The sequence below is a fragment of the Paenibacillus sp. FSL P4-0113 genome (genome assembly GCF_038009305.1).
In the GTDB taxonomy this organism is placed as follows: Bacteria; Bacillota; Bacilli; order Paenibacillales; family Paenibacillaceae; genus Paenibacillus; species Paenibacillus polymyxa_D.
The window spans coordinates 4,391,172-4,417,807 of the sequence record NZ_JBBPAZ010000001.1; the positions used below are offsets into that span (position 1 = coordinate 4,391,172).

26 protein-coding genes are annotated in these 26,636 nt (G+C 46.0%); 18 read left to right on the forward strand and 8 right to left on the reverse strand.

All coding sequences use genetic code 11. The features are described from left to right. The first annotated feature begins 161 nt into the window (after positions 1-161). From MKX46_RS19000 to MKX46_RS19010, 3 genes are read left to right on the forward strand one after another with little or no spacing between them, the layout of a single operon-like run. Positions 162-1,442: an ABC transporter substrate-binding protein gene (locus MKX46_RS19000; RefSeq protein ID WP_029515845.1), complete on the forward strand. Its 1,281-nt coding sequence runs from the start codon at positions 162-164 to the stop codon at positions 1,440-1,442. Positions 1,443-1,480: 38 nt separating this feature from the next. Next, the gene (locus tag MKX46_RS19005) at positions 1,481-2,365 is read left to right on the forward strand and encodes a carbohydrate ABC transporter permease (protein ID WP_029515844.1); all 885 of its coding nucleotides are present in this window, start codon (positions 1,481-1,483) and stop codon (positions 2,363-2,365) included. Continuing rightward, positions 2,362-3,189, forward strand: coding sequence for a carbohydrate ABC transporter permease (locus tag MKX46_RS19010; protein ID WP_029515843.1), 828 nt, complete (start codon positions 2,362-2,364; stop codon positions 3,187-3,189). The genes MKX46_RS19005 and MKX46_RS19010 overlap by 4 nt, the downstream gene beginning before the upstream one ends. Positions 3,190-3,596: 407 nt before the next feature. On the opposite strand, the gene MKX46_RS19015 is transcribed toward MKX46_RS19010, so the two are convergent. Further along, positions 3,597-3,995: a hypothetical protein gene (locus MKX46_RS19015; protein ID WP_029515842.1), complete on the reverse strand. Its 399-nt coding sequence runs from the start codon at positions 3,993-3,995 to the stop codon at positions 3,597-3,599. 172 nt (positions 3,996-4,167) lie between these two features. Here MKX46_RS19015 and MKX46_RS19020 point away from each other — a divergent pair, with 172 nt between their 5' ends. Further along, positions 4,168-5,214, forward strand: a complete 1,047-nt coding sequence (locus tag MKX46_RS19020) for a hypothetical protein (RefSeq protein ID WP_341071628.1) — start codon at positions 4,168-4,170, stop codon at positions 5,212-5,214. A gap of 283 nt (positions 5,215-5,497) precedes the next feature. On the opposite strand, the gene MKX46_RS19025 is transcribed toward MKX46_RS19020, so the two are convergent. After that, positions 5,498-8,797, reverse strand: coding sequence for a DUF5695 domain-containing protein (locus tag MKX46_RS19025; RefSeq protein WP_341071629.1), 3,300 nt, complete (start codon positions 8,795-8,797; stop codon positions 5,498-5,500). A gap of 151 nt (positions 8,798-8,948) precedes the next feature. Between MKX46_RS19025 and MKX46_RS19030 the strand changes: the two genes are divergently transcribed. After that, positions 8,949-9,587, forward strand: coding sequence for a pentapeptide repeat-containing protein (locus MKX46_RS19030; RefSeq protein WP_341071630.1), 639 nt, complete (start codon positions 8,949-8,951; stop codon positions 9,585-9,587). A gap of 47 nt (positions 9,588-9,634) precedes the next feature. Here MKX46_RS19030 and MKX46_RS19035 read toward each other — a convergent pair whose 3' ends face one another. The 3 genes from MKX46_RS19035 to pdxR all read right to left on the reverse strand — a co-directional run bounded on the left by MKX46_RS19035 (position 9,635) and on the right by pdxR (position 13,467). Next, positions 9,635-11,263 carry a GMC family oxidoreductase gene (locus tag MKX46_RS19035; RefSeq protein ID WP_029515838.1) on the reverse strand — a complete coding sequence of 543 codons (1,629 nt, stop codon included), beginning with the start codon at positions 11,261-11,263 and terminating at the stop codon, positions 9,635-9,637. A 114-nt stretch (positions 11,264-11,377) separates the two neighbouring features. Beyond that, positions 11,378-11,806 carry a DUF1259 domain-containing protein gene (locus tag MKX46_RS19040; RefSeq protein WP_039270545.1) on the reverse strand — a complete coding sequence of 143 codons (429 nt, stop codon included), beginning with the start codon at positions 11,804-11,806 and terminating at the stop codon, positions 11,378-11,380. Between the two features lie 122 nt (positions 11,807-11,928). Next, a complete protein-coding gene (gene pdxR, locus MKX46_RS19045) occupies positions 11,929-13,467 on the reverse strand; it encodes a MocR-like pyridoxine biosynthesis transcription factor PdxR (RefSeq protein ID WP_341071631.1) in 1,539 nt (512 codons plus the stop codon). A gap of 115 nt (positions 13,468-13,582) precedes the next feature. Between pdxR and MKX46_RS19050 the strand changes: the two genes are divergently transcribed. The 8 genes from MKX46_RS19050 (at position 13,583) to MKX46_RS19085 (ending at position 20,179) form a co-directional block, all read left to right on the forward strand. Next, positions 13,583-14,194 carry a pyridoxamine 5'-phosphate oxidase family protein gene (locus tag MKX46_RS19050; RefSeq protein ID WP_341071632.1) on the forward strand — a complete coding sequence of 204 codons (612 nt, stop codon included), beginning with the start codon at positions 13,583-13,585 and terminating at the stop codon, positions 14,192-14,194. Between the two features lie 199 nt (positions 14,195-14,393). Then, entirely contained in the window at positions 14,394-14,978 is a 585-nt protein-coding gene (locus tag MKX46_RS19055) for a TetR/AcrR family transcriptional regulator (RefSeq protein ID WP_069010956.1), read from the forward strand. 114 nt (positions 14,979-15,092) lie between these two features. Further along, positions 15,093-15,194, forward strand: coding sequence for a hypothetical protein (locus MKX46_RS19060; RefSeq protein WP_014599460.1), 102 nt, complete (start codon positions 15,093-15,095; stop codon positions 15,192-15,194). A 350-nt stretch (positions 15,195-15,544) separates the two neighbouring features. Next, on the forward strand, positions 15,545-16,000 hold the full coding sequence (locus tag MKX46_RS19065) for a MerR family transcriptional regulator (protein WP_069010957.1): 456 nt from the start codon (positions 15,545-15,547) through the stop codon (positions 15,998-16,000). 40 nt (positions 16,001-16,040) lie between these two features. Continuing rightward, the gene (locus MKX46_RS19070; protein ID WP_029515832.1) at positions 16,041-17,252 is read left to right on the forward strand and encodes an MFS transporter; all 1,212 of its coding nucleotides are present in this window, start codon (positions 16,041-16,043) and stop codon (positions 17,250-17,252) included. A 27-nt stretch (positions 17,253-17,279) separates the two neighbouring features. Then, the gene (locus tag MKX46_RS19075) at positions 17,280-17,708 is read left to right on the forward strand and encodes a universal stress protein (RefSeq protein WP_029515831.1); all 429 of its coding nucleotides are present in this window, start codon (positions 17,280-17,282) and stop codon (positions 17,706-17,708) included. A 42-nt stretch (positions 17,709-17,750) separates the two neighbouring features. Next, on the forward strand, positions 17,751-19,169 hold the full coding sequence (locus MKX46_RS19080; protein WP_341071633.1) for an aldehyde dehydrogenase family protein: 1,419 nt from the start codon (positions 17,751-17,753) through the stop codon (positions 19,167-19,169). Positions 19,170-19,723: 554 nt separating this feature from the next. Next, complete coding sequence (locus MKX46_RS19085; RefSeq protein ID WP_029515829.1) at positions 19,724-20,179, forward strand: DinB family protein; 456 nt, start codon at positions 19,724-19,726, stop codon at positions 20,177-20,179. A 583-nt stretch (positions 20,180-20,762) separates the two neighbouring features. Here MKX46_RS19085 and MKX46_RS19090 read toward each other — a convergent pair. Continuing rightward, a complete protein-coding gene (locus MKX46_RS19090) occupies positions 20,763-21,227 on the reverse strand; it encodes an AbrB/MazE/SpoVT family DNA-binding domain-containing protein (protein ID WP_029515828.1) in 465 nt (154 codons plus the stop codon). 572 nt (positions 21,228-21,799) lie between these two features. Here MKX46_RS19090 and MKX46_RS19095 point away from each other — a divergent pair. After that, entirely contained in the window at positions 21,800-22,171 is a 372-nt protein-coding gene (locus MKX46_RS19095) for a MerR family transcriptional regulator (RefSeq protein ID WP_029515827.1), read from the forward strand. Between the two features lie 265 nt (positions 22,172-22,436). Further along, the gene (locus tag MKX46_RS19100; RefSeq protein WP_165148360.1) at positions 22,437-23,201 is read left to right on the forward strand and encodes a MerR family transcriptional regulator; all 765 of its coding nucleotides are present in this window, start codon (positions 22,437-22,439) and stop codon (positions 23,199-23,201) included. 96 nt (positions 23,202-23,297) lie between these two features. Here the strand turns inward: MKX46_RS19100 and MKX46_RS19105 are convergent, their stop codons facing one another. Continuing rightward, positions 23,298-23,774, reverse strand: coding sequence for a hypothetical protein (locus MKX46_RS19105; protein WP_029515825.1), 477 nt, complete (start codon positions 23,772-23,774; stop codon positions 23,298-23,300). A 90-nt stretch (positions 23,775-23,864) separates the two neighbouring features. After that, complete coding sequence (locus MKX46_RS19110) at positions 23,865-24,344, reverse strand: GAF domain-containing protein (RefSeq protein WP_029515824.1); 480 nt, start codon at positions 24,342-24,344, stop codon at positions 23,865-23,867. 272 nt (positions 24,345-24,616) lie between these two features. Between MKX46_RS19110 and MKX46_RS19115 the strand changes: the two genes are divergently transcribed. From MKX46_RS19115 to MKX46_RS19125, 3 genes are all read left to right on the forward strand, one after another. Continuing rightward, a complete protein-coding gene (locus tag MKX46_RS19115; protein ID WP_322251867.1) occupies positions 24,617-24,922 on the forward strand; it encodes a hypothetical protein in 306 nt (101 codons plus the stop codon). Between the two features lie 226 nt (positions 24,923-25,148). Continuing rightward, entirely contained in the window at positions 25,149-25,745 is a 597-nt protein-coding gene (locus MKX46_RS19120) for a GNAT family N-acetyltransferase (RefSeq protein ID WP_341071634.1), read from the forward strand. Further along, a complete protein-coding gene (locus MKX46_RS19125) occupies positions 25,729-26,487 on the forward strand; it encodes an energy-coupling factor transporter transmembrane component T family protein (RefSeq protein ID WP_341071635.1) in 759 nt (252 codons plus the stop codon). Before MKX46_RS19120 ends, MKX46_RS19125 begins: the two co-directional genes overlap by 17 nt. Positions 26,488-26,636: the final 149 nt, after the last annotated feature.

The window sequence follows — 26,636 nt, forward strand, 5'->3', positions numbered from 1 at the left end:
AATGAAAGCGTATACAAAAGGGGCGATACAAAGGAATTTGGCCTTTATGAAGTTCGCACAGAGCCGAATAGAGGTTGAAGACCGGCGGCATAGCTGCTTTGAATAACAACTGATTTGCCGGTGGGTAGCAGTTATTTTCAAAATAGGGGAGGTCATTTTTTATGAAAATGTGGAAAGGTGTATTGAGCACAATGCTGGTTGGCACGTTATTGGCCGGGTGTGGAGCGAATTCTTCAGGCAGTGACAGCAGCGGTTCCGGTGGAGACGGCAAAACGGTGAATCTCAAAATGTTTATTGCTCAGCCCCGTTTGAAGGAGCACTACGATAAATACATTAATGCGTTCGTAGCGAAAGAGAAGAAAGATAAAAATATCGACGTTACGGTTCAACTGGAGATGCCGCCTGCGGATAACGCTGCACAAATTTTGAAGACAAGACTCGCATCCAACGATGCGCCGGACGTATTTGCATTGCACGCGGTGAATGAAATCCCTCCGTTTTATAAAGCGGGCTATTTGGAGGATTTGTCCGGTCTGCCTTTTGTTAACAAATTGATGGATAGTGTGAAGCCTTCGGTAACAACCAAAGACGGAAAGGTCGTAGCGGTTCCTTTGGAGACGATCTCATGGGGCTACTTGTACAATAAAAAGATATTTAAGGATTTGGATTTGCAGCCGCCGGGAACGTTGACCGAAATGAAGGCAGTGGTCGAGAAACTGAAAGCGAATAATGTGAAACCGTTCCTGTTGTCCTACAAGGAATCCTGGATTCCACAGCTGTTCGTGCCGCTGACAGCGGGTGCGATGATGAACACACAGAATAAGGATTTTATCGACCGGATGAATCAGGATAAAGGCTCTTTTTCCGAAATGAAAAGCATGTTCGATATTATTGATCTGGTGAATAGTAACGGTACGGACAAGGCGCTGGAAATCGGTGGGGATGATGGATCGGCTGCGTTTGCCTCGGGTAAAGCGGCGATGTGGATTCAGGGACCGTGGTTTGCAGAAACGATTTTAAAATCGGATCCGAAGATGGATTTTGGGGTAGCTCCGCTGCCGATCAATGACGATCCGAATGCGACATTGATCAATTTGTCCACTTCGACTTCGCTGGCTGTATCCTCTACAAGCAAGAATAAGGAGGTTGCGCTCGATTTTGTTAACTATGTGCTGGATGACAAGGATTCCAGTGCGTTCTATGAAGCATTGAAATTTAACCCGATCTCCAAAGTGCATACGTTTAAAAGCTATCCTTGGGTTAATGACGCTACCGAATACGTAAAAGCAGGCAAGTCGTACCAAGATCCATCGATCCCGCAAGCGGTCAAGGACGAGGCAGGCAAATCGCTACAATCCTATTATGCGGGTCAGCTCTCGCAGGATGATGTCATTAAGGCGCTGGATAAGGCATGGAAATCGTATAACAAAGTGAACAAGTAACGGTAACCTACAGAATTACACCAGGAGGGAGAGACTCCATGCCTTTTAAAATCTATAAAAAATACGTCATGCTACTGGCGTTTACAGCCCCGGCGCTGATCTTTTATGCCATCTTCCTGCTCATTCCAACGATCAGCGGCATGTACTACAGCTTTACAGACTGGAACGGATTGAATCCCAATTACAGCTTTATCGGCTTGGGGAACTTTGTGGAATCGTTGAAAGAAGACCCCGATTTTCTCAATTCCCTTTGGTTTACCCTTAAATACGTATTCGTCATGATTGTGCTGCAAAATGTACTGGCGCTGGCACTGGCAGTGTTGATTGAGTCGCGTACACGTACCAAAGGATTTTTCCGGACGATATTTTTTATGCCCAATATGATCAGTACCATTATTAGCGCATTTATGTGGACATTCGTTTTTTCCTCCGTGCTGCCACAGATCGCCGAAAAGACGGCTATCGCCTTTTTGGGACAATCGTGGCTGGGCGATCCGAAAGTATCTTTCTTCGCTATTATTATCGTGTCGCTCTGGAATGGTGTCGGTTATATGATGATCATCTATCTGGCTGCGCTTCAAGGTGTACCACAAAGCTTGAAGGAAGCTGCGATTATTGACGGGGCGAACGCATTTCAGACATTGCGAAGTGTGACGATGCCGATGATTACTCATGCGATTACGATCTGTTTCTTCCTGACGCTGAATGGTGCCTTCAAGGTGTATGAGGTCGTATACGGACTGACTGGCGGGGGGCCGGGGCGCAGTACACAGGTGATTACAATGAACATTTATGAGGAGGCGTTCTCCAACAACTTCCGTTATGGTTATGCGAGTGCCAAATCTGTTATTTTGTTCGCGATTGTTCTCATTTTCACCCTGATTCAACTGCGTGTCATGAAGAAGAGGGAGGTGGAGGCATGAGGTTGAAGAAAGCCAATTCCTTGCTGATTACGCTGATTTTGTGCGTGGGCGCAGTCGTGTCCTTCTTCCCGATCTACATGGCGGTAATTAATTCGTTTAAAACACAGGGTGAGATGTTTGCATCCTTTACAGCGCTGCCGACAAAGCTTCATTTTGAAAATTACAGTCAGGCTTTTCATCAGACTCATTTGCTAAACAGCGCTCTGAATTCCACGATTATTTCTTTTATCGGCATTGGTGGCATTGTGATCTGTTCGGCGCTGGCAGGCTACAAGCTGTCTCGTACACAGGGGAAACTGAGCAGTGCGATTTTCTTCCTATTTGTCGCATCGATGCTGGTGCCGTTTCACTCCATTATGATACCGCTTACACGAATGGCAAAAGATTTGTCCGTTCAGGGCAGTACGTACGGCTTGGCCCTGATCTATATCGGCTTGGGTGTGAATATGGCGATCTTTTTGTATCATGGATTTGTCAAATCCATCCCGCGTGAGCTGGAAGAATCCGCACAAATGGACGGTTGTAATGAGTTTCAGACGTTCTTTCGCATTATATTTCCTTTGCTGCTGCCGATTACAGTTACTATCGCGATTTTGGATTTCTTGTGGATTTGGAATGACTTTTTACTTCCATTGTTGATGTTGACGGATGTGAACCATTACACCCTGATTCTCTCGACCAATATGCTGTTTGGAGAGTACAACAAGGAATGGTCGCTTATTCTGGCCGCACTCGTGCTGACCTCCATCCCGGTTATCCTGATCTATGCATTCTTTCAGAAATTCATTATGGAAGGAATCGCGGAGGGAGCGGTTAAGGGATAAGGTGGAAAGCCTTCCTATCAATAAGGAAGGCTTTTTCTCTGATTCAGCTTTTTTCGCGCCAACGTTTCAATAAAAAGATAGGAAGGGTTACAAACAAAATTGCAAAGGCTACAATGATCCACCACTGAGGGTCAATGATATACAACACGACTCCGATCAGCAGAACTGTTGTTATTATGGAAATTCTCACTTTCAACATTGTTCTCTTACTCACCCTAGCTTCTAATTTTGGCAGCGTTATGAGGGTGATTGCAGTTAACGCAGCAAAAAATGTTGAGGTAAATGAATTATAGATAATATCAGCTCCTTAATCTAATTACCCACCCAGGAATGTTCGGAATTAATGTGATAAAACAGAAACCCTCCGCTGAGAAAGGCTTTTGTTTTGGAACGACGCACATCCAACGTTACTTCGAGAAAATACTTATAATAAAAAATAAAAGCGAAATGATGATCAAAGTTAGATATATACTAGAAACCCGTTTTCCGATTGTAGCTCCAAACTCTTTAGGATTTTTATATCCAATGATTAAACTGGGAATAAAAAAAATACTGGATAGATAAATGGTGTAGTGAAACCTAGTATTATCGACAGGATTGGACCATGCGGACAATCCAAAAAAGGAAAGCAACTGGTCTCCCAATATGTAATCGCCAAATTCAAAAGAAACAGCCATGCCAAGAAGAGATAACAGCAGTGAAAGTGATCCCCAGCCTACTTTTTTTCTGTTTTTTCTCAACAATTCAAAGATAATTAGTAAAATTGCAATTGCTTGTATGCTGTATGTCAACATGATTGAAAACATAAAGTACCTCCTTGAACATCAGAATCAAATGATAAGATGTCAATTTCGGAAATAAGTGTACCATTTTATGGTATGTTTTCATATGCTTTTCAATACAGCGATCGTAGATCAAATGGAACGCGAAGCGGCCTTAGCCATACAATATTTCATCTGAATGTAAAAGGAGATGATCATGTTGGCTACCTTCTCGGCCGCGCTTCAAGTGAAAAAGCGGATGGCCAAGCGAGTCTTAAAAATGTCCGGTGTCCACGGCATTGGCGTAGGATACAGGGACCCTGCCCATCCCAAAAGGGGAGCCGCTGTCATTGTGTACACGGACCGTTTAGCGTCGGCCTATACTGGACTCCTGTCGGCCACCGCATTAGGAAAGAAAACAAACGTTCCAGTCCGAATTGTAAAGACTGGAAAGATCAGAGCCAATGCTACGGACTACAGAGTGCGCATACGCCCGGTCATCGCCGGCTACAGTGTCGGGACGATTGAAGGCTCCGGTACAACCGGACTCATCGTTGCCCCAACTGGAGCGCCGGCTACACGTTATCTTTTTAGCAACAACCATGTCCTCAATCCCTCCAATACAGACAATCGGGAGGCTACAATTCAGCCAGGCGGAGCCGATGGGGGGACGGTTGCTCAGGATCGTATAGGACGGCTATATCGTTACGTGCGCTTGAATCCTACCGGAACGAACCTGATTGATGGGGCGCTTTCGCTTCCGACCCGTAACAACCTGCTCAATCCGCGTTATGCCACAGTAGGAGCGATTCCGGGTCATGTGACCGCTTATCGCATAGGGGATAGGTTGAAGAAGGTAGGGCGTACGACCGGGCGGGTCAATGGCACGGTAGAGTCCGTCTATACGGACCTGCAAATCAATTATGGTGGAGAGTTGGGCTTACTGACCTTCGAAGATCAGACGGTTATTAGAGGTACGACTCCTGTATCACTACCCGGGGATTCTGGCTCTGTATGGCTCAGACAGTCTGATAATTATGCAGCTGCGGTTAATTATGCAGGCACGGCAGATGGTCGCTTATCCATAGCCTTTCCAGTGCAGTGGGCCATGCAGGTATTCAACACACGGGTAGCCCGCCCCAACGGGGCAGGCAGGGTGCTGAGGGTAGATACAGGATCTTCCCCTCGCTCTTATACTAGGCAGCTCACCAGTGAGGAACTGGCTCGCTTAAGACCAAGAACGACACGCATTAGACGGAGCTAAACGCCCTCCCGATGGAAAAATTGCCGCTGATCGTCCCGGTAAGGCGTCAATTTAAATGCTTTCCATAGGGCGGCTCACTTCGGAAGCATCACCTCCCCGGATTTCACCCCTGATTACAGAATTAATATAAGAAATCCGGGGTGGAGGCAATGAGAAGCACCAGCAGAAGTAATTCACGATCCCAATCATTTACGACGCAAATGATTCACGACACAGATGATTCACGGTACAAATCATTCACAATCTAAAACGTTAATGGCATGAAATGAATGCATAATGCATTCTAATCTGCCCCCTCAGCATATGCTTGGACTCCCACATCAGGGGCTGTAATGATGCTACTTGCCGAGGCCAAGCCCCGGATTTCCTGAGCGGTCAGGGCTCTGTTGTAAATGATCAGTTCATCTACTGCGCCGTTCAGATAGGGATCATCAAACTGGGATTTCCCAATATAGTTCCGGTTTGTCAGTCCAAGACTGGAAGGATTCAGCGTCATGTTCGTGTTACGCGTCGCCTCTACACCGTCCACATACATCATTCCAGTATTGCCTGACAAAGTCACGGCGACATGCTTCCAAACCCCTGTTGCCAGCTCCGGCGCATTCAACTGTTGTTCCTTTCCGTTCCCCGAGATAGTGATAGCGAAGCGCATACCAGTTCCCTCGGCCTTAGGTGTCAAAAACATATACCGATCCGTGCCTGCTCCAAAATCAAACAGGCGTGCCCAGCCGTTATGCGTGTTCACCCGTACCCACGCGGCAATGGTAAAGTCATTGAGGCTGCTAACGATACCACCGGGCAGGCTAGCATAGGCGTCTGTACCGTTAAAGTGCAGGGCATTGCCTTTCCGTCCGGCTCCCCACGCGCCTCCATTTACACTGGCCTGCTGTCCATAACCTGACGAATCGGCTGCGGTAGATCCGGCCGTTTCGTCAAATTCATAACGGGCTATGATGTCTCCAGCGGGAGACGGATTACCTGTACTCGACTGAATACGGATATCATAGTTGGCTGCCGTACCGATATTCAGTCTGACCGTGATCGCAGAGCTGTTAGCAGCCGTGACTGATCCGGTTTTTGTGCCGTCTACGAGCACGTCATACGTACCTGCCGCGAGTCCGGTCAAGCTCATAACGGTAGTATGAGTCGTGCCTGGGGTCATATTTTTCAGTGTCAGGCGCATGTTGTTCTTGGACTTGGACACGATGGCCAAGCTATATTGATCCCGGTTCAACTCCAGACTCAGCTTCTGGGTGATCAGATGCAGACGTTGGAATACGCCGTCTTTTGGAGTAACCGTATAGCTGTTATTGCTTTCTGTAACGTCACAGCCATAACCGAACAAACCGAATATGGGATCGACAGCAACATCCGAGCTTAGAATTTTAATGGCTCCAAACAGCCCTAGATCGGCTTCCCCGGACATGCCACGCCATCCGTTAAAGAGAGGGCCGCCGTCCAGACCCAGGGCGCCGTAATTGCCCTTGCCTGCCTGATATGTCCACGATACCGCCCCGATATTGGCAGGATCAGAGCTGATCTGTCCCGAGTTAATCGCCCCGATGTTCGCCAGCTTGGCGGCATAGGATAGACGCTGATCCACTTCAGGCTTGGACGAATAACGACGTGTCCAGTCATCCATCGCATAGCCGGCCAGTGAGGTCGTGTACTGGAAGTTCCACCAATTCTCTCCGGTAATGGTGACCGGATCGGCGTAATAGTACCAGACAGGCATATGACCGCGTGCAGCACGCGTTTTGGCGTTGATTTTGCTCATCATCGTCGTGTTGTTGTTCATTTTGGCGAGTGTATATACGGCTTCTTCGCCTGTATTGTCATAGTTATACTCAGAGCCATAAGGATAGGTGGTATTCTTGAAATTGTTGTACTTGGTAGCCATTTTGGCAATCAGGTCGTTAGCCTCGGTGGTCAAGCCTTCTTCCTGAAGCGCTTTAATAATATCAGGTGTAGTTAGCTCACCCATGAGTCCCGTGTTCCAGTTATAGGCAACAGGGCCTTCATACAACGCTTTAAAAATATGATAAGCACGTAGCAAATATGTGTTTTTGCTATTGCGATAGCTGATCAGGTTGGGATACAGCTTGGCAAGTTTATACATGCTAAAAAACGTATTATAAATGTGCGGATAGGCATAGCCCCGGTACGTTGGTGTCGTATTAGGCTGCGGCATCAGGAAATCAGGAACCAGATAATCGCTATGATGGCCTTCCATCAAATTCGTCCAGATGGCCACTTCCAAATAATCATCGACTGCCTTGATCTCAGATGCCACGGGCTTCTGAACGTTTTTCTCCGCCAGAAACTGACCGTGAGTTAGCCCCCAATCGTCACCCCAGCCCCAGTAACCAGCAAAGCTGTTGCGTTTGGCCTTGTACTGCATCATCCAGTCATCAAAGACCTTATCCCTCAGGTCGCCCGGAACGTTCCATTGGGTGCTGTTGACCATGAAGGTAGAGTGACGCTGAAGTGCAGCTTCGATTGGCTCGATGGCATAGAACTGGAGAACGGTTTTTTCGCCGTTACCATAGTTAACCGTAATATTGTTTTGTCCCAGTCGTCCCAGTGTAAGTTCATATATTTTATGGTTTGTAGGGGCTGTTTCCAGATAGCTGATGGTCGTTTCCGACGGATATTGCGCGGTGACAGAGGTAATGGATTTGCTGGTATGCAGATCGAATTTAGCCTTGAGATTGGTTGGGAAGATCATACCCGGAACCACGGTCACATCCACATGTCCCTCACTGTACAGCCTGTCCTTTACGGCCTGCTCGTCCGCTACCTTGTAAAATTTAAAAGCATACGTTTTGCTTTCACCAGGAGCCAGCGACAGACTGGTGCTTCCAAGATAGCCACGGTTGGTGCTCTTGATGACATTGGAGTGGATATAGAACACATTCAGTCCTTCGGACCAGCCCCCTTGCTCCATAGCCCATGTGCTGCCGGGATGCTCCTCAGTTCTCCAATGGTCCTGATATTCGAGACCAGCCCCCGTTGAGGCATCAGGGATTAGTAGTACATACGGTCCGATGCCGCTAGGTCGTCCAGCGGTAATAAAGGAACTATTATGGCCTACAAAGGAGTGTGAGAGTACTCTGGTTTCATAAATTTGTTCATTATTGCCACCGGACCAATACTCGTTAAACGGAAGTGGCAGTCCCCAATCTCCGATCTCCAGCGTTTGATTAGAGCTGTTCGTTACTTTCATTTGCCAGTGCAAATAATCGTTAACCAACGAATAAGTTTCATGTAAAATGAAATTACGTATTCCCTGATGGTTTGATGAATTCTGATAGGCTACCTGGACACTGTTTCCAGAAGAGGTGATCTGGCGCGCATCAGCAGAATTGCTTGTCCATGCCCGAGTCCACGCTCCGTTGCCGAGACGATAGGTGAACATGAGTTCACCCAGCCATTGATGATCCGACGTATTCTGTTTAGGTGCGTTGGAGCTGTTCATAACATAGTTGGTATTAAAAGTGTCCCCTACCAGTCGCAAGGAAGAGAGATCCCCGTAATCTCCGACAGAGATGGAGAACACTTGATTAGATAGCTGTACTGCCATGTTATCAACCTCCTAACAAAGGTTCGTGAGCGTGCTCACTACGTTAATATATGTGTGAGAAATACTTTTGCTACCCTATGTATGAGAATTGATAGAAAATAGATTCATATAGATATCCTAGAGGGCTCTCAATCGTGGAGGTAGAGATATAATGAAAAATAAAATGGAGTTGCCAAAGATTCCTGCGGATTTACCCGTATTAAATGAAGAAATGCGCTCCATACGATCCAAAGACGAACTCAGTATAGGGTCTGTAGAGGATATCATTTTGGACAATATGGAAGCGGTTAAGGTTTCATTAGAGAAGATGACTTTTAAAAATGTAACGATCATGGAATCGTCATTGCCGGAAAGTGAATGGACAGACGTTATTTTTGATAAATGCGATCTATCGAATGTTAATTTTTCAGGTTCCTTTATCCATCGGGTAGAGTTCAGAAACTGCAAATTGCTCGGAACGGATTTTTCGAGAAGCAGGTTCCAAAACGTTCGTTTTTCGGATTGTTTAGGGGATTATTCGATGTTCCGTTTTGCTAATTTCAAGCAAGTTGGTTTTGAGGATTGTTCTTTGATAAGTGCAGATCTGTATCATTTAACACTACAAAAAGCCTCTTTTGCCCGTTGCAATCTGGATCAAGCCACCCTGTCGGGGTCCAAGCTCAAGGGAATTGATCTCAGTGATTGCGAATTTGATGGATTACAAGTAGAGATAGAAGACTTGAATGGCTGCATCATCTCACCGCATCAGGCTTCATCCTTTGTGGGCCTTTTGGGGCTAGTAATTAAATAAGGGGATATATTCGAGTCATCCGCCGCAAATAACGAACGAGTCTCAGGCTACTCTTCATATTCTTCATATCGTTGCCGTCTTAACTTTCGAGCGCGTATATTTTTATCCAGCAGCTTTAATTGTCGTGCTATGGTATATCCTATCAGGTATGCAGCAGCGGATGTGTTGCCATCGACCGTGAAGGGGATGATGGAAGCATCGGCAACGATTAAATTTTTGACTCCATGCACGTTACCTCTGCGATCCACGACGCCTCCTCTATTTAATGGGGCCATGCGAAGAGAGCCTTGCTGGTGATGATTATGGCCAAAATTTTGCTTGATAAACTCCTCCAGGTTAGAGTCGTTGTCAATAACGTCAAGCGTAGGAGAAACGAGCTGATATGATGGATCAATGGCCGTCAGCTCTGCCGCTATGTTTTTGACATAATTTTTATATATGTTTTTCACCGCTTCCATGTCCTCGGGATTCGAGAGAAAGCCTTCATCTGCAAGCACGATTTTCAGAGGGTCGTTGTTTTGCAGTTTGATCGATCCCCGGCTTGCAGGGCGTAAGTAAATCAAACCTAAGGTAAGCATGCCTTCCGAACCTATACCTAGCATTTGAACCGCCCGACGATGGTCCTCCGTTCCATTGGGATCAGGCAAGAAGGCTCCACCCGTATATAGAGCACTTGGATCATTAGAAGGCAGTGCGCGATCCTTGGGATTGGTTGAGAAGGAGGCAAAGTTCAGAGTATGGTTACGCAGGCGTTTGCCTACATTGGGATTATTAAATACTACATGAATCCCTTTGTCTTTAAGCGATTTTTCAGGTCCGATTCCGGATAGCATTAATAACTGGGCGCTGTTAATGCCTGCTGAGACGATAACCTTCTTCCGCGCATAAGCTCGTGTACATATTCCTTCACGGAGGAATTCCACTCCTACAGCGCGCTTGTTAGTAAAAAGAACGCGCAAAGTTGTTGATTTAAAGAAAACCCTCAACTTCCGGCCGTTTACGCCCTGTCCGGAAGAAGTCATGATGCCTGGCGAGAGAAAAGCGGTTGAAGAGCTTTCCCTGTGTCCATTTGGTTTTTGGAACAACTGCCATCGGGTAAAGGGACCAAGGGGAGTTTTAGGATCGTTATAATCGAGGATTTCCGGAAAACCTGTAGCACGTTCAATGGCCAAGGTTAGTTTTTGCGCCATAGACGTGGGATTTACAGGAGCTTGCCTGATATCAATCCGTCCGCTATATCCGTGAACCCTTGGATTATTCGTTTCTCCATTATATTTTTCTAGTTTTTTGAATCGGCGAATGGCTCTTCTAGGTGACCATAATGGGCCTAAAAGTTTTTCCCATTCTCTAAATACAGCCGAAGTAGGCCGTACATACTGCTCGCCGTTAATTGAAGAGCCACCGCCTAGCAGCCGTCCTGTGGTCCATTCGAATGACCGATCGTCTACTCCATTTTGTGGAATGCCTTCCCCTTGCCAAAAGTATTCAGGGAAAAATTGTTCCTCCAGCTCCGGGGCAAAGGTAGAGTCCCTAATGGGTTTATCTTTATCGTTATTTTCCCCTGCTTCCAGCACAAGAACCGATGTTTGCTTATCATCCGTAAGGGTTTTCGCTATTACAGCACCCGCAGGACCTGTTCCTACGACAATATAATCAAAGATTAATTTGTTTTTCATAAAGCTCTCCTTTTAGATAAATGGGCTAATGTAGAATATTAATCTGTTTTGTCCTATGTTCCGCCCATAACAAAAAAAGACCCGCCAAAGCGGATCTTTGCATTTATTGATAGCTTACTTTTTCTTAATAACCGGCCGTACAGGCTTCGTTGTCAAGACATTAAGCGCGTCACGCACTTCTGTGGCGAAAACAAGCGGTTTTTCTACTTTTTCGAAGTGGATGTACCAGAGATTGGGGTTATCAAATAGCCAGTGATTGTGCAGTGCCGTCACTTTGATATCATGTTTACGAAGTCGAGAAATAAACGGATTAATTTCTGCGGTCAAAATCACGGTTTCACCAAGACATAAACCTTTTCCGTTACGGCCAATACTTTCGAAAGAAAAAGCTTGGGGTATGGCAAGAAAGGATCTGGCCCTTTTCCCTAAAATGATCGGCTTGATGTTATTTCTGACTGTAGATGCAGTACAAACTCCGTTGATGATTTGAGGTGTTGCTTTTAATATAGCTGCAAACTGTCTACAAAGCGGACTAATTGCCATTTCTCTCACTCCAATTCTTTTAAGTTACTAGCATCATATGAAAAAGTAAGGGAATGGAAAGGGCAATTCTTCTTTATCGTTAGTCTAATTTGCTATATACAAAGCGCGAATGGAGTACCTTTTTAAAGCCTCAGCTTTGCTCCGTGATACTCATGTTTGATACTGTCCCATGCCTGGCGCAGACGGTTAAACCCTTCAATAATTTGTTGCTCCGATAGATGGGCAAAGATAAAGCAAGCTGATGGAGGTCCCGGTGTCAGTTGGTAATCGGCGGCATCACGCCATGTGACTCCGTAAAATCGTGCTGTCTGCATCAAATGATGATACTGGGCAGAATCATGCTTCCAGATGGCATAGGCATGTAGTCCGCAATTGTTCTGATGCCAGTGAAACAGTTCATTCAACTGCTGTATTTCCCGCTGGAACACGTCGTAGCGAGACCTGTATATGCGAGTCATCCGACGCACATGGCGAACGTAGTCGCCGCGCATCATAAAACGTGCCAGTGCGCGCTGTTCCAAGCGGGCAGGCGGCAGGGGATCGTATAGTCGTTTGGCAGCTGTCAGCGCTTGGGCTAATTCAACGGGCAGGATTGCAAACCCGAGCCGAAGGCTGCTGAACATGCTTTTGGAAAAGGAACCGACATAGATGACACATTCTGCGCAATCCAGTGCTTTTAACGGTTCAATGGGTCGTCCTGCCCAGCGGAATTCACTGTCATAATCGTCCTCAATGATCCACGCTCCCTTGGATGCTGCCCATTGCAAAATATGTTGACGTCGTGTTAATGGCAAAACTGCCCCGGTTGGAAACTGTCGTCCAGGTGTAACAAACAGCAATTTGGAATCCCAATCCTGTGGGACAATTCCGTGTTGATCCATTTCGGCAGCGAGTATCTGTCCGCCTGAGGCAGTAACTGCACGGTAGATGCCGGAATAACAAGGATTCTCCAATACAATTCGATCTTGTTCATGAATAAGCAACTGACTTAATAACGTGATTACTTCCATGGAACCACTGCATAATACGACTTGATCCGGGCTGGCCGTAATTCCGCGTGTTCTGCCAACATGATGGCAAATCGCTTCACGTAGCCATTCATCACCGCTCACTGGCGCAGTAGTTTCGTCAGCCGAGGGCTTTTGCAGATCTTTTCCAGCGGCAGTCAGTGCGCTTTTCCATGCGATCTGTGAATTGCCCTCCAATACAACTTCTCCTGCCTGAAAAGAAATCAAAGGCTGTTGTGCACGGTCTCTATCTGTAGCAGAAACAGGAGACGACTGTAAGTTTCGTTCCCTTTCGATCTGCATGATTCGTTGTCCCCATGCTGACAGCGTAGGGGATTTTTGCTTGGAAACGGGTGGATTCTGATTCTGCAGGCCGATTTGAGATGGGTTTGGTAGCACCGCTGTCTGTTGCATAACAAAGGTTCCTCTGCCTACTGCCGAGTCTACATATCCTTCTGCCAGCAGCATATCGTATGCTTCTTTAACACTCCCTCGCGAAATTCCATATATCACAGCCAGATCACGAGTGGAAGGCAGACGCGTACCACTGGCAAGGGAACCATTGAGGATTCCCTCACGAAGAGCATGATACAATGCCAAATATTTTAGATGATATTTTTGAAGCGCACGCTGATAAGCAATCGTAATATCCATATTCTTCTCCTTCGATTGGGCCACTCATTTTCGTTCATATTGGGTCTTTTTATGAATCCATTTTCAACATAATCTGAAATGTATCATTGGTCAATAGATGGAAGGAGAGTTCACTATGAGAAGGAAAGAATTTGCGGTGGCAGAACTAGAGGAAATAGAGCAGTTTCTAAGCGAGGTCAGTTTCGGATTTTTAGGCATGAACAGCGAGGATGGTTTTCCGCGTGTGGTTCCCTTGAATTTCGCTTATGGAAATGGCGTTTTTTATATTCATGGCAGCCGTGCTGGAGAAAAGATGGAACGGATGAAAGAGGATAATCGGGTTACTTTTTCAGCCGCCAAAGAATATGCGCTCATTCCATCTTATTTTACGGATGAACATATGGCATGTCCGGCGACTTCATTTTTTAAAAGCATTACCGTGCGTGGTCATGCGGAGCATGTAGTGGATTTGGAAGAAAAAGCATCGGCCTTTTCCATTTTTATGAGTAAGCTGCAACCGGAAGGCGGGTATGACACGATTGATGCTAGCGATTCTCGGTATGCCTCACGTTTGAAAGGGGTCGCTCTGATCAAAATTGTACCGGAGGATTGGACCGCCAAGTTTAAATTCGGTCAAAATGTCAAAGATCAGGAACGTCAGCAAATTATCGACGGCTTGCAACAACGGGGGCTGGATGATGATCTGACGACGATTGAGATGATGCGCAAATATTGTCCTCATCACTGAGCGTAATAAATCCTGCTCGCTCACCGTCAGATTGGTTAATTATACCTTGTAGGGAGATGCCCTTGATTTTCCAAAACTTTCAGTCCTTCTGTATTAGGACTTTTGAAGGACAGGTATATATCATCCTCAAGCCCGTTGTTCTTACTGCAAAGGAACTTTATAATACGATAGATTTGTGGCGTAAGGGGGCAAGACCGTGATGGGAGCAGGAGTCAGAAGTCGGGAGAGTCGACGGTTGTTACTGGAAGCAGGGGCTGAAGAGTTCGCTCAGACGGGGTTTTATCAGACAAAGGTAAGTTCGATCGCGGCACGCGCAGGATTGACGCAGCCGGATTTTTATATTCATTTTGAAAGCAAGGAACAGATGTATGATGAGCTTGTGGAGAGCTTTCGTACTTTGGTGAATGAAACGGTTCAAAGCATGAAGATAGGTCCGGATCAAAGCGAAGCTGAAATTTTGCAACGGGGACAAGTGTTTCTGGAGGCTATTTTTCGCGTGTTGTCTAACAATCCGGCGATCACCCGTGTCGGATTTTACCAGGCGGCAGACTCGGTGCGCATTAAGGCGGAAATGGCCGAGCATATCAAAAAGCATCTGCTGGCTGCGCAACGATGGGGCTCGTGCCGTGAGGAACTGGACCCTGAACTGATAGCAGAATGCGTGATCGGCTTGATTGAACGGCTGACGTTAACGAAATTGCTACCTGGACGTGAAAGTCCGTCTGTGCTTGCCAAGCAGGCACGAAACCTCCTGTATCACGGCATGCTCGGGTCCGAAGAATAACAGGACTATACAATACCAAACCTAGATTTGGGCGGCAGGCGCGGCATTTGTCCCTATCATGAATGATGGCATAAGCATAAGATGCTCTTGTAAACCATGAAGGGAGGAATCACCATGTCTGGAGTAGGCGCTGGTTATGGAGCTTTTACATCTACAGGAGCGATTCTGGTACTTTTCATTCTGCTCGTTATTATTTCCAAAGCATTCGTCATCTAATTCGTAGCTCATGAATCTGATTTCGGGCGATTTGTTGTAATCGACAGAGGGAGGAGGAACTTAAGATGGGTGAAGTAGAAAGAGGTTGCGGTGGTGGCGGCTACAACATGTTTACTTCCACTGGTGTTATTCTGGTACTCTTCATTTTGCTGGTTATCATCACACGTACCATTTTCATCTAAAGCTATATTCATGGGCTTGAGCGCCGATGCTTCGGGTCTATGACCGTGCTAGTCAAAACAGGAACCGTCTCCAATAGAGGCGGTTTCTTTTTATATCAAAGTTTACGTTGACGTTAACGTTATATAGGCGTAGTATTTATATATAATCTTTTTCATAAGGTGGGTGTCATGGTTACGTATAAAATTGATGAGGTCGCCAAGCAAAGTGGTCTGACGAAGCGAACTATTCGTTATTATGAGGAGATCGGATTATTGCCCTCCCCGCAACGCAGTGAAGGAAATATGCGCCTGTATACGCAGGAGGATGTGGATTTACTAAAAAAAATAGTGAGTGCCAAGGAAGTACTTGGATTCTCCTTGCAAGAGCTTCAGCGTTACATGTCCGCAGCGGAAATGCTCAAGGGTCAGCGGGAGGAATATCGCGAGCGAACGGAGCATTTGCAACCGAACGAGCGACGGGCCATGTTGGAGGATATGGAAGGTACACTGAACGAACAGTTGGAATTAATGGAGGGAAAAATCAACAGCATCCGTTTGCTCCAGACTGAGTTGGAGGAGTTGCGGGTCAGGGTTCGTGAACGCAAAACCCTTTTGGATGAGGAACTTGATCACAACCCATCATAACAAGAACATTTACATTCAGATGTGGAGGTAACATCATAATATGAGTTCACAACATGCATTACCTGAAGAGCTAAAAGAACGCTCAGGCTTGCTGTCTCAACCTAAAGCGGTATGGGCGGTCGCCTTTGCTTGTGTTATTTCATTTATGGGCCTGGGATTGGTCGATCCGATTCTTCCGGCCATTGCCGATCAGCTTCATGCTACGAAAAGCCAAGTGTCATTGCTGTTCACCAGCTATAACCTGGTAACAGGCGTTGCGATGCTGATTACGGGCGTCGTATCTAGTCGATTGGGTGTCAAATGGACGTTACTAACCGGGATTTTGTTTATTATTGTGTTTGCTGGACTTGGCGGCACGGCCAATACAGTTGGCGGAATTGTGGGCTACCGGGCAGGCTGGGGCTTGGGGAACGCTTTGTTTATCGCAACAGCGTTATCTGCGATTGTAGGTCTGTCTACTTCTGGAACAGCTAAAGCAATTATTTTGTATGAAGCGGCCTTGGGCCTCGGGATTTCAGTGGGTCCGCTGCTGGGCGGTGAGTTAGGCTCCATTTCCTGGCGTGGTCCGTTTTTCGGTGTAGCCGGACTAATGGTCGTGGGATTTTTGTTCATTACGTTTATGCTGCCTTCGATTCCAAAGCCCAAAAAACGCGGTTCCATTGCCGATCCGTTCAAAGCGCTTAGTTATCCAGCTTTACTCACGCTCGGTATTGTAGCGTTGTTATATAACTTTGGATTTTTTACGTTGATGGCGTATTCTCCATATGTAATGCATCTGGACGAGCATGGTTTGGGTTATGTATTTTTTGGCTGGGGAATTATGCTAGCCTTTACCTCGGTGTTTGTAGCACCAAAGATTCAAGCACGCTTGAGCGTGGTATCTTCCATTAGTATCATGCTGACGCTATTTGCCATTGATTTAGGTGTTATGGCGATTGGGACGGTAGCTGGCTCGCCAACGACTGTCATTGTCGCCGTCATTGTAGCTGGTATTTTCCTGGGGATTAACAATACATTGATTACAACTGCTGTTATGCAGGCTGCTCCAGTGGAGCGCTCGACAGCATCTGCGGCCTACAGCTTCATGCGGTTTTTGGGCGGGGCCATTTCGCCGTGGCTTGCAGGGAAGCTGTCAGAGTGGTACTCAGCAGAAACCCCGTTTTATTTTGGAGCATTGATGGTCCTGATTGGTGTAGTTGTGCTGATCGGACGTCGTCGACATATGCAGGATATTCAGGTAGATGCACACTAACATTGAACTTCTGAGGAGGAAAAGAGGATGAGCGAATTCAAACAGATTCTGGTCGCGATTGATGGTTCGGAACACGCGATGAAGGCGTTGGAGACCGCCAAAACGTTGTCTAAGCAGCTTCAGGGGGACCCGCATCTGACTGTATTGCATGTAAACCCGGCTTTATCCATGAATGAGCCACCGATTGGGATTGATGTGGATGAGCGGATCGAAGAGGAAGGTCGTCATATCCTGGAACCTGCATCCGACTATTTAAAGGACGCGGACATCCCTTGCCGTATGTTGGCGGGTCATGGTAATCCGGCGAGTGTCATTTGTGAAGTTGCAGATCAGGAAAAGGTGGATCTGATCATTATGGGAACACGGGGAAAAGGACTTGTTTCTGAAATGATACTGGGCAGCGTGAGCCATCATGTGATTCAGCATGCACCTTGTCCGGTGCTGACGGTAAAATAGATGGTAAAAGAGACGTTAATATAGAGAAAAGGAGGAAAAAGCATGCAGCAGCATTTATTTATTGGAGGAGAATGGAAGGCAGCTTCATCGTACACGATGTTGAAATCACCGTACTCTGGGGAAATCATTGCTGAGGTGGCAGTGGCCACGCCAGAAGATGCCAAGGCTGCTATTCAGGCGGCCTCTGATGCACGCTCGGAGATGCGGGCCATGCCAGCGCACCAGCGGTCAGCCATTTTGGAGAAGCTGGCTGACCTGCTGGAAGAGCGGCGTGAGGATGCAGCGCGCATCATTGCACGCGAAGCGTCAAAACCATGGAAAGCTGCGCTGGCGGAGGTTGACCGGACGGTGCAAACCTACAAGTTCGCAGCTGAAGAAGCCAAACGGATTCACGGGGAAACCATTCCGCTGGATGCCGCACCGGGCGGCGAGGGCCGTATGGCCTACACGCTCAAAGAACCTGTCGGAGTAGTAGGAGCTATTACACCATTTAACTTTCCGATGAATCTGGTCGCTCATAAAGTGGGTCCCGCGCTGGCAGCAGGCAATACAGTCGTATTAAAGCCTGCGGAGCAGACGCCGTTGTCGGCTTACCTAATCGCGGAGCTGCTAGAGCATGCTGGATTGCCTGCGGGCGCTCTTAACGTGATCAGCGGCGATGGTAAAACCAATGGCGACGTACTTGTCACTGATCCGCGCGTCAGCTATATCACTTTTACCGGTAGCCCGGCGGTCGGTACAGAAATTCGCTCCAAGGCTGGCTTGAAGCGGGTCACGCTGGAGCTGGGTTCCAACGCGGCCGTTATTATCGACCGTGATACGGATGTGGAAGCGGTCATCGACCGTTGTGTGAGTGGAGCCTTTGCCAATCAAGGGCAGGTGTGCATATCAGTTCAACGTATTTACGTTGTCGATGAACTGTATGATACCTTTGTATCCCGATTTATAGAAGCAACTCAACGTTTAAAAATGGGAGATCCGCTAGAGCCGGACACGGATGTATCCGCGCTTATTTCAGCCAAGGATGTCGAACGTGTCCGTGAGTGGCTGGAAGAAGCCGTTCAAGCAGGTGCGAGGATCGCTCTGGGTGGTCAAGCCAAGGGAGGTATTTTGGAGCCGACGGTTTTGCTTAATGTGGACCCGACTTCCAAGGTATCCTGTCGTGAAGTGTTTGCCCCGCTTGTGCTGATTCATTCTGTTAGCTCTATAGATGAAGCCGTAAACCATGTGAATGATTCGATCTATGGCCTGCAGGCGGGAATTTACACACGTAATATCACGACTGCGCTGGATGCAGCAGACAAGCTTGAGGTTGGCGGCGTGGTGATCAATGACATTCCAAGCTTCCGTGTCGACCATATGCCGTATGGTGGTGTGAAGCAAAGTGGCACCGGACGCGAAGGCGTAAAGTATGCCATGGAAGAAATGCTGGAAACAAAGCTGATCGTTATTAAACGGTAGTAGTTATATAAAAGCCTATCTGATGGACATAGATAATACGTTTTGCGTATGTCTGTTCATTAGATAGGCTTTTTTGGCACCTTCTACGTGATTATCAGATGAAAATAAAGTGTTTTCTTAGTGCTAGATTAAGATAAGGCTCTTTTAAATCACTACTGCTACCCGCGTATGTTCTTTAATTAATATTTAAAAATGGAATATAATGAAGGATGGTCGTAGCCCCAAAAAGACAATAACAAAATAGACCTAGCCAAATGATTTTTTAAAAAAGGCAGTGCCTGAGAAGGGTTATGAAATTAAAGTATCAAAGATCTTTCAAGGCTAAACGTAAAATGAGGATGGTGCAGCAACCAGAGTAGGCTTAATCTCCCATGAGTTCTTCCCAAAAGGGAGCGACAAGCCACTAAACCCTTTGAAATTGCACGTTTCTCCTTGGAAGTTTACAGCAACAAGGAATTCACCCCAAAAAAGGTTGTTTTAGTTCATTCAAATGATTAAACTAACGGTTAACAGTAGGTTCAAGTAATCGATGAGATGAAGAGGGGGAAACCGAAATGAAGACGATCAAGTGCATGATGGACCACCTGTACTGGGCGGACGGACGCATCTTGGACGCGCTCGAGGAGAGTGAGACGAAGAACAAGGACCTTCTGAAGCTGGTTCGGCACGTCGCGGTCGCGGAACGAGTCTGGCTGTCCCGATTGCAGGGCAAGGGCAGCGCGCAATATTCGTTGTGGGAGGAAGCTGAAGACCTGTCGGCGATCCGGACGATGTTCGAAGAAAACGCCGAACAATATCGTGTCTATATCGAAGGGCTCGAGGAATCCGAGTTGGATGAGATGATCGACTATGCGAACCAGAGCGGGGTTCCGTTCCGAACGTCCGTCCGGGACAGCCTGTTGCAGGTCCTCTTACATGGACAATATCACCGGGGACAGATCAACCGGGCACTTCGGATCGAATCGGCAGAGCCTGCCCAAGTCGATTACATCACGTTCGCGAGGCTCTGAAAAGTTCCGCAATGAGAAGGAATGGAAACTTTGCAGGGCGGCTGGTTGATCTGTTCCTTCTTTGACTACCGTTTCTGAGGTTGTTGGTACTGTTTCATTGGTAGATGTATCTGTTGTTTCCTGCTTTCCACAACCAGCAAACACACTTACACTTACGGAAAGTATAAGAATAGAAAAAATTTGAGCAGGTTTGTTCATATTAGGTTCACACATCCTTTCTCTATCTATAAAACGAATACTATTTTTTTATGAGGAGAAGATGTAATGAAATGACGAAAAACTGACGAAAAGAAAAAGTATAGGATGTTTTACTACAGAAAAATGAATAAATAAATGAAATGACCTTCTCTAATTAAAGAAGGCCATTTTTTAATTCAGGAACCAATATTAAATGTAGCACTGCCTTTTGCTATAGGCGTTCTCGCTTGTAAGTCATTCAGTGGGTCTTTATACCTGGTTTGGAATTTTCGCATGGACGTTTTTGCATTTTGTCGGTTAGCTATGATGCTGCGTATCACGGTTCAAAAGTAGCTGTACATGATGAAATCACTGGTGTATATCTATGTAGGGTATCAAGCTGTGGTTATAGCATTTTTTTGAGCTGGGATATACGGGCTTGGGAAACCTCAAGTATTTTGGCATATTCGTGCTGTGCTGCATTGGGGTGCTTTTGCATTAATTCTTTTAGACTTTCGATCATCTGTTGTGTCGATCGCCGCAGACGTTTGGACTCTTTATTAGATCGTTGTGAGTTGGATAAAGCTGATTTGGCTGGTCTTAGGACTGGGCTGAAATTTACCCCCTTCTTTAAACTCTCAATACATTCCCCGCAAATAAAGCTGTCTCTAAAATAAGTTAATTGTTCTGTTGAACCACACATTTTACACGTCACCCCAGTATATTTTCGAAAGGCGAGAATACCAGTTTCCTCATCTGCAAAAATCTCAACAGGATCACCCACATTATAATCCATGGAAATTCGCATTTCTTTGGGAATAACGATACGGCCTAACGCATCTAGGGGACGTGTCATACCTGTACTTTTCAAATGATAACCTCCTTTTTTATATCCTTATAATACTAAATAGTTATGATAAAAAAGAATAGGCTTAGAGAAGCAATCGCATATATTTAGTAAACTGTTGAAAAGTATACAAGTAATTACCAATATGTGTTTATTTATTGAGGGGTGTGTGAGGGTAATTATAAAGAATTACCGATATATATTCATAAATAATATTCTAGTTGGCAATAAAATTTTTAGTAATACCGGATAAGGAGCAAGCTGTGGTGGCAATCGATTCCCATGCTGTATGAGGTGGCGTTTGGTGTGTAGAATTGGATGCAATATAAGGCGGTGCGGGTATGAACTCGATTAGCACGTGAAGGTCTTCAGACCGACCAGATTGTGGACGATATTATCAGCCATGTTGACGATTTTGGTTACGAGGCACAAATGCCCACGTTCTATTTTCTGTCCGGACTGACGGGCAATAAGAAGGTTGCCTCGCTGCTGTAAGGTAGTAGGAATCTTAATTTTGCACTCTTTACTATGAAAACTTATACTTATCGTTAAAGCTGACTTGAAGAGAAAATATAAGAATGAGGAGGGGAATAACCATGTACTCCATTAAAGAAGTTCAAATCAAGAGCGGATTGCCCGCATCTACCCTTCGTTATTATGAAAAAGAAGGCATATTACCTGATGTCGGTCGGGATGAAGGGGGAAGAAGGGTATATACCGAAAAACAAATCGATTGGATCAGGTTCCTTATGGCTATGAAAGATACAGGGATGACCATTGAAGAAATTAAGGCATACCTTGAGCTAAATGTAAAAGGAGAAGCCACAATCCAAGAGAGAAGAGATTTCCTTGTAGCCCACAAAAAGAAGGTGGAGGAACATGTGGCACAAACGCAGCACAATTTGGAGAAAATTATTCAAAAGATAGCTTTTTATGATCGTGTGGTTATGGGAAAAAGCCTCTCTTAGGTATCGTTTGATCTGTAAATAGTGGTTAAGTCAAATCGAATATATGGAGCCCCCAGCATATTTGAAAATGCTCGTTGGTGGGCTTTTTTTTGCATAGTTATCTAAAGATGCCGATTGTAGGTCGCAAGTATGAAAAATGGTTGGTAAATGAGCGGTTCACAATGCGCTTATAGGGTAAAAGTGTAGTACCAAGGTGGGCAAGTGGGGGCGTTGACTCTCACGCCACGTGAGACTGTAGACTGTCAAGCAAGGGAGGTGAAGCGGAATGGCTTATACGGTGAAGGAAGTATCTAATCTGTCGGGAATCAGCGTACGAACCTTGCATTATTATGATGAAATAGGATTGCTGAAACCGCATCATATTGGAAATAATGGATATCGCTATTACGAACAGGAACAACTGTTGAGGCTTCAGCAAATCATGGTATATAGGGAACTGGATTTGCCTTTATCTGAAATTGGAAATATGCTGGAGCAAACCAAGGAACAAAAGGCCGAGGTTTTGCAAGAGCATCGAGCCAAGGTCGAGGCCAAAGTCTTCCGCTTGCATACTCTCCTACAAACCATCGACGAAACGGTGGCTCATTTGAAAGGGGAACAAGCAATGAAACCAGAGCAAATGTACCAAGGGTTTAACCCGGAAAAGCAGGAAATGTATGAACATGATTTGACAGACCGTTATGGTCAAGAGGCTCAGAAAACAATTCAGGAGAGCAAGACGGCGACGGAGAACTGGAGCAAAGAGGATTATTTGGATTCGCAGGCAGAGGCTGACCAGATTCATCGACGGCTGGCTGAAGCCATGAATAAAGGATTGAAGCATAACAGTGAAGAAGTACAGGCGCTGATCCGCCGTCATCTTCAATGGGTAAGCCGATTTTATACTCCTACCGCAGAAATTTATAGCGGGCTGGGAGATTTGTATGTCGAGCATGAGGATTTCAATAAAATGTATGAAGGCTATCGCCCCGGGCTGGCTGAGTATTTGCGAGACGGAATGAAGGTGCTGGCCGAACGGGAATTAAACTAGCAACAGCTGATGAAAGGGCTTAAATGATATGAAAAAGAGGTGAACAACAAGCCGATTTGACGGCCTGCTGTTCACCCTTTTTTTGTGTAAAACAGCTTACATGCTGCTTGGTACTGTTCTCATGCCTTGCTGACTGCTGTTTCCGAACTGCTGCATGTTACCACTGCCTGCAAAATGCTGTCCGGTCGACCCCATATGCTGCGGAAAGCTGTGATTCATATGGCTTCCTGCACTAAAGGTGGATGGTTGCATACTACGGGAAGCATAGTTATCGCCAAATCCAGGCTGAGTCATTTGGCTGCTCGAGCGGATAGTGTTTTCCAGCTGACTACACAGTTGAATAACTTGTTGGTATTGTTGCATAGCTTTTTGGTGGTCCTGGATTGCGGTTTGGATCATTTGAGCTGCATTACGTTCACGTTGCATCAGGTTTTCAAGGCTGGATGCATTTTGTTGCTCTTGTTGCAGCAACTGCTGATACATGGCGGTTCCTTGCTGTGTTTGTTGTGCCAATTGCTGAATAATTTGTTCACATTGATGAAGTTGTTGTTGTGGAGCCATGTTGTTGAACATTGATCATCAATCTCCTTCGCCGGATAGTTTTGGGTTTCAGACCCTCCTATATTGTGGCGAAGGAAGACGATATATATGCGCTATTTTTGGTTATAGGCTGGCTAACAGAATAGCCGTAAATTCCTCTAGGAATACACGATCTTCGTGATCAAAACGACCTTTAAGTGGGCTGTCAATGTCCAGCACTCCTATCAGCTCCCCATTCTTGACAAGGGGAATAACGATTTCACTATTGGAAGCAGCGTCACAGGCAATATGTCCTGGAAACGCATGTACATCATCTATAACAAGCGTTCGTTGTTCTGCTGCTGCGGTACCGCATACGCCACGTCCCAACGGAATCCGTATACATGCAGGTAAGCCCTGGAAAGGACCAAGTACAAGCTCAGTGCCATCATAAAGATAGAAACCGCTCCAGTTAATATTTGGAAGGAAGTGACCGAGTAATGCTGAAGCATTTGCCAGATTAGCAATGGTATTGGATTCATCATGAATCAGTGCCCGGAGTTGCCCGAGAACGGATTCGAATTGTTCATGACGTGTGCCTTCGTAAGGTATAGTTTGAAACATGTAGAGTTCACGCTCCTAACATTAAATTTTCACATGAAGTGCTGTATAAATCGCCAAAAATAGGTAATTATGCAATTCGCTTTTACCATTGGTTAATTAATTTAAGATATAACGATTGTGTATATTCAGTCAAGTGGAAAACTATACGTTTTAGCGGGGCAAACAATATCGAAAGTAATTCAGCAAGGGTTGCCCTCATCTGTTTCCAGCTTATCCTCTATGGGTAAAAACAGTGTAACATGGTTGGCCTAGGCCAGGGAGGAGTTACAATTATGCATGCAGATGTTCAGAACTTGTTTATCCGTATACAGATGCTTTCTTATGCACATCAGAACGATCTCACGATAAGAGATATTCAACCTGTGTTGGAAGAGCGCGGTTACCGTGTAGGAGAACGGGAGGTCAAGCAGGAGCTTGAAAATCTGACGCAGGAAAACTTTCTGACACCGCATGATGATATGTACAGCATTACCGGTGCAGGGATCGATGAATTACAGGAAATTCAGTCGATGCTGGATGTACTGTACAAGGATGTTGTGAAGAAAACGACACGCACCACTACCCGTGTCTCTTCTTAAAAGGCTTAGATGCTCAATACTTTTGATTCGGAAGACAAGCTCTCAAACGGTTTAATCTCTTATAAAATAGAAGATGCCCTTCTAATTCCTAATCCTAGGAACAGAAGGGCATCTTCTATATATATATAAGCTTCTCAGCTTTAAATAAGGTTGTGTTTGTTGAAGGTGTATGCTTAAATGTAGCGTATATTTATTGTTATTTTAAATGCTGGAAGGATGATTGAACATGTGTGCATATGCATGTAAGGGGCATATACCATCGCTGGAAAGTCCGCGTCTTCGGCTGCGAAGAATGGAAAGCGGAGATGCGGCTATGATGTTCGCCTGCTGGTCTGATCCGGAGGTTCACCGTTATATGAACCTTTCTGGTATGTCAGGACGTGAGGACGCAGAGGATATGATTGAGCTGTTGAATGAGCTGGCGAAGACGGAGGATGCGCTGCGCTGGGGAATAGAGCTGAAGGAGAACGGGAAGTTGATTGGAAGCTGTGGTTTTAATTATTGGCAGACAGCGGGAGCTTATAAAGCTGAGATTGGTTATGAGGTAGCTAAGCCTTATTGGCGACAGGGTTACATGACCGAGGCGCTACGCTTGGTGCTGTCATTCGGGTATAACACGATTCGGTTGAATCGGATCGAAGCGCTGGTGGACCCGCGCAATACAGGCTCGCAAGCTCTGCTGTCCTCGATGGGCTGGACACAGGAAGGACTGTTGCGGCAGGTACAGCATACATCTACAGGCTTTAAGGATATGCTGATGTATTCTTTACTGCATGAAGAATGGCTCAGACTGGAGGCACAACGAAATGCTGTTTCAGTATAACGGCGGTTCATCACCACTGCACAGGTTAGGGCCGTTAAGTAAGCTAATATGGGTGGGATGCTTTAGCCTCCTGTCGATGGTTTGGGATTCGACGCTGCGGGAAGCAGTTCTCTTGGCTGTACTGATTGCTGTGGCTAGCTTGGGCGCACGTTTGACCTTAGCACGCCAACTTCGGGCTATGTCATTCCTGATTGGGTTAGGCATCCCGTATTTTATACTGTCTATCCTAGCGATTCGAGAAGGACATCCCGTGGCTTCATGGGGACCCATTGTCATTACAGCAGAGGGACTGGATATCGCAGGGGCGTTAACGTTGCGGATTTTTGTGTTGTTTTTGGCATCTTATATCTATCTCTCGACGACCGATCCCCGAGATTTTGTGCAGGCATTGAATCTGCGCTTGCGTGTTCCTTATCGGTTTGCGTTCGGTATTTCAGTGGCACTAACGTTTCTCCCCTTATTGGAAGAAGAAGGGCGAACCATTATGGCAGCACGGCGTGTTCGTGGACAGGAACCACCACGGGGGTGGGGCAATCGGTTATCATGGTGGAGCGGGTATGCGGCTGCCGTATTGGTGAATGCTGTAAGACGGGTTCAGCAGACGGCGCTGGCTATGGAGGGTAAAGGTTTCGGCGCTTATGCAGAACGGACCTATCTTCGCACACTGAAGAATGGGCGTTTAGGCAACTTATGTGCTGTGACTGCTGTAGTAGCTACGGCTGTTTTAGGGTGGAGCTTATAAAGTGAAGCCTCTTATTTTTGTTCTTATTGTCAACCTTTTAAATATAATTAGGTTGACAATAAGGCTGCAGATGAATACATTTATACAGTAGCAGCTTGTATAAGGATCAGAGCTGCAATCTTATAGATTAGATAGGGAGAGGAGTCAAG

Excerpts from the sequence above, each read along its gene's own strand:
- MKX46_RS19065 (WP_069010957.1), top strand. The coding sequence starts at position 15,545 with ATGGTTACGTATAAAATTGATGAGGTCGCCAAGCAAAGTGGTCTGACG.
- MKX46_RS19085 (WP_029515829.1), top strand. The coding sequence starts at position 19,724 with ATGAAGACGATCAAGTGCATGATGGACCACCTGTACTGGGCGGACGGA.
- MKX46_RS19080 (WP_341071633.1), top strand. The coding sequence starts at position 17,751 with ATGCAGCAGCATTTATTTATTGGAGGAGAATGGAAGGCAGCTTCATCG.
- MKX46_RS19035 (WP_029515838.1), bottom strand. The coding sequence starts at position 11,263 with ATGAAAAACAAATTAATCTTTGATTATATTGTCGTAGGAACAGGTCCT.
- MKX46_RS19020 (WP_341071628.1), top strand. The coding sequence starts at position 4,168 with ATGTTGGCTACCTTCTCGGCCGCGCTTCAAGTGAAAAAGCGGATGGCC.
- MKX46_RS19025 (WP_341071629.1), bottom strand. The coding sequence starts at position 8,797 with ATGGCAGTACAGCTATCTAATCAAGTGTTCTCCATCTCTGTCGGAGAT.
- MKX46_RS19110 (WP_029515824.1), bottom strand. The coding sequence starts at position 24,344 with ATGTTTCAAACTATACCTTACGAAGGCACACGTCATGAACAATTCGAA.
- MKX46_RS19055 (WP_069010956.1), top strand. The coding sequence starts at position 14,394 with ATGGGAGCAGGAGTCAGAAGTCGGGAGAGTCGACGGTTGTTACTGGAA.
- MKX46_RS19050 (WP_341071632.1), top strand. The coding sequence starts at position 13,583 with ATGAGAAGGAAAGAATTTGCGGTGGCAGAACTAGAGGAAATAGAGCAG.
- MKX46_RS19105 (WP_029515825.1), bottom strand. The coding sequence starts at position 23,774 with ATGTTCAACAACATGGCTCCACAACAACAACTTCATCAATGTGAACAA.
- MKX46_RS19095 (WP_029515827.1), top strand. The coding sequence starts at position 21,800 with ATGTACTCCATTAAAGAAGTTCAAATCAAGAGCGGATTGCCCGCATCT.
- MKX46_RS19125 (WP_341071635.1), top strand. The coding sequence starts at position 25,729 with ATGCTGTTTCAGTATAACGGCGGTTCATCACCACTGCACAGGTTAGGG.
- MKX46_RS19015 (WP_029515842.1), bottom strand. The coding sequence starts at position 3,995 with ATGTTTTCAATCATGTTGACATACAGCATACAAGCAATTGCAATTTTA.
- MKX46_RS19030 (WP_341071630.1), top strand. The coding sequence starts at position 8,949 with ATGAAAAATAAAATGGAGTTGCCAAAGATTCCTGCGGATTTACCCGTA.
- MKX46_RS19040 (WP_039270545.1), bottom strand. The coding sequence starts at position 11,806 with ATGGCAATTAGTCCGCTTTGTAGACAGTTTGCAGCTATATTAAAAGCA.
- pdxR (WP_341071631.1), bottom strand. The coding sequence starts at position 13,467 with ATGGATATTACGATTGCTTATCAGCGTGCGCTTCAAAAATATCATCTA.
- MKX46_RS19075 (WP_029515831.1), top strand. The coding sequence starts at position 17,280 with ATGAGCGAATTCAAACAGATTCTGGTCGCGATTGATGGTTCGGAACAC.
- MKX46_RS19060 (WP_014599460.1), top strand. The coding sequence starts at position 15,093 with ATGTCTGGAGTAGGCGCTGGTTATGGAGCTTTTACATCTACAGGAGCG.
- MKX46_RS19005 (WP_029515844.1), top strand. The coding sequence starts at position 1,481 with ATGCCTTTTAAAATCTATAAAAAATACGTCATGCTACTGGCGTTTACA.
- MKX46_RS19010 (WP_029515843.1), top strand. The coding sequence starts at position 2,362 with ATGAGGTTGAAGAAAGCCAATTCCTTGCTGATTACGCTGATTTTGTGC.
- MKX46_RS19115 (WP_322251867.1), top strand. The coding sequence starts at position 24,617 with ATGCATGCAGATGTTCAGAACTTGTTTATCCGTATACAGATGCTTTCT.
- MKX46_RS19000 (WP_029515845.1), top strand. The coding sequence starts at position 162 with ATGAAAATGTGGAAAGGTGTATTGAGCACAATGCTGGTTGGCACGTTA.
- MKX46_RS19120 (WP_341071634.1), top strand. The coding sequence starts at position 25,149 with ATGTGTGCATATGCATGTAAGGGGCATATACCATCGCTGGAAAGTCCG.
- MKX46_RS19100 (WP_165148360.1), top strand. The coding sequence starts at position 22,437 with ATGGCTTATACGGTGAAGGAAGTATCTAATCTGTCGGGAATCAGCGTA.
- MKX46_RS19070 (WP_029515832.1), top strand. The coding sequence starts at position 16,041 with ATGAGTTCACAACATGCATTACCTGAAGAGCTAAAAGAACGCTCAGGC.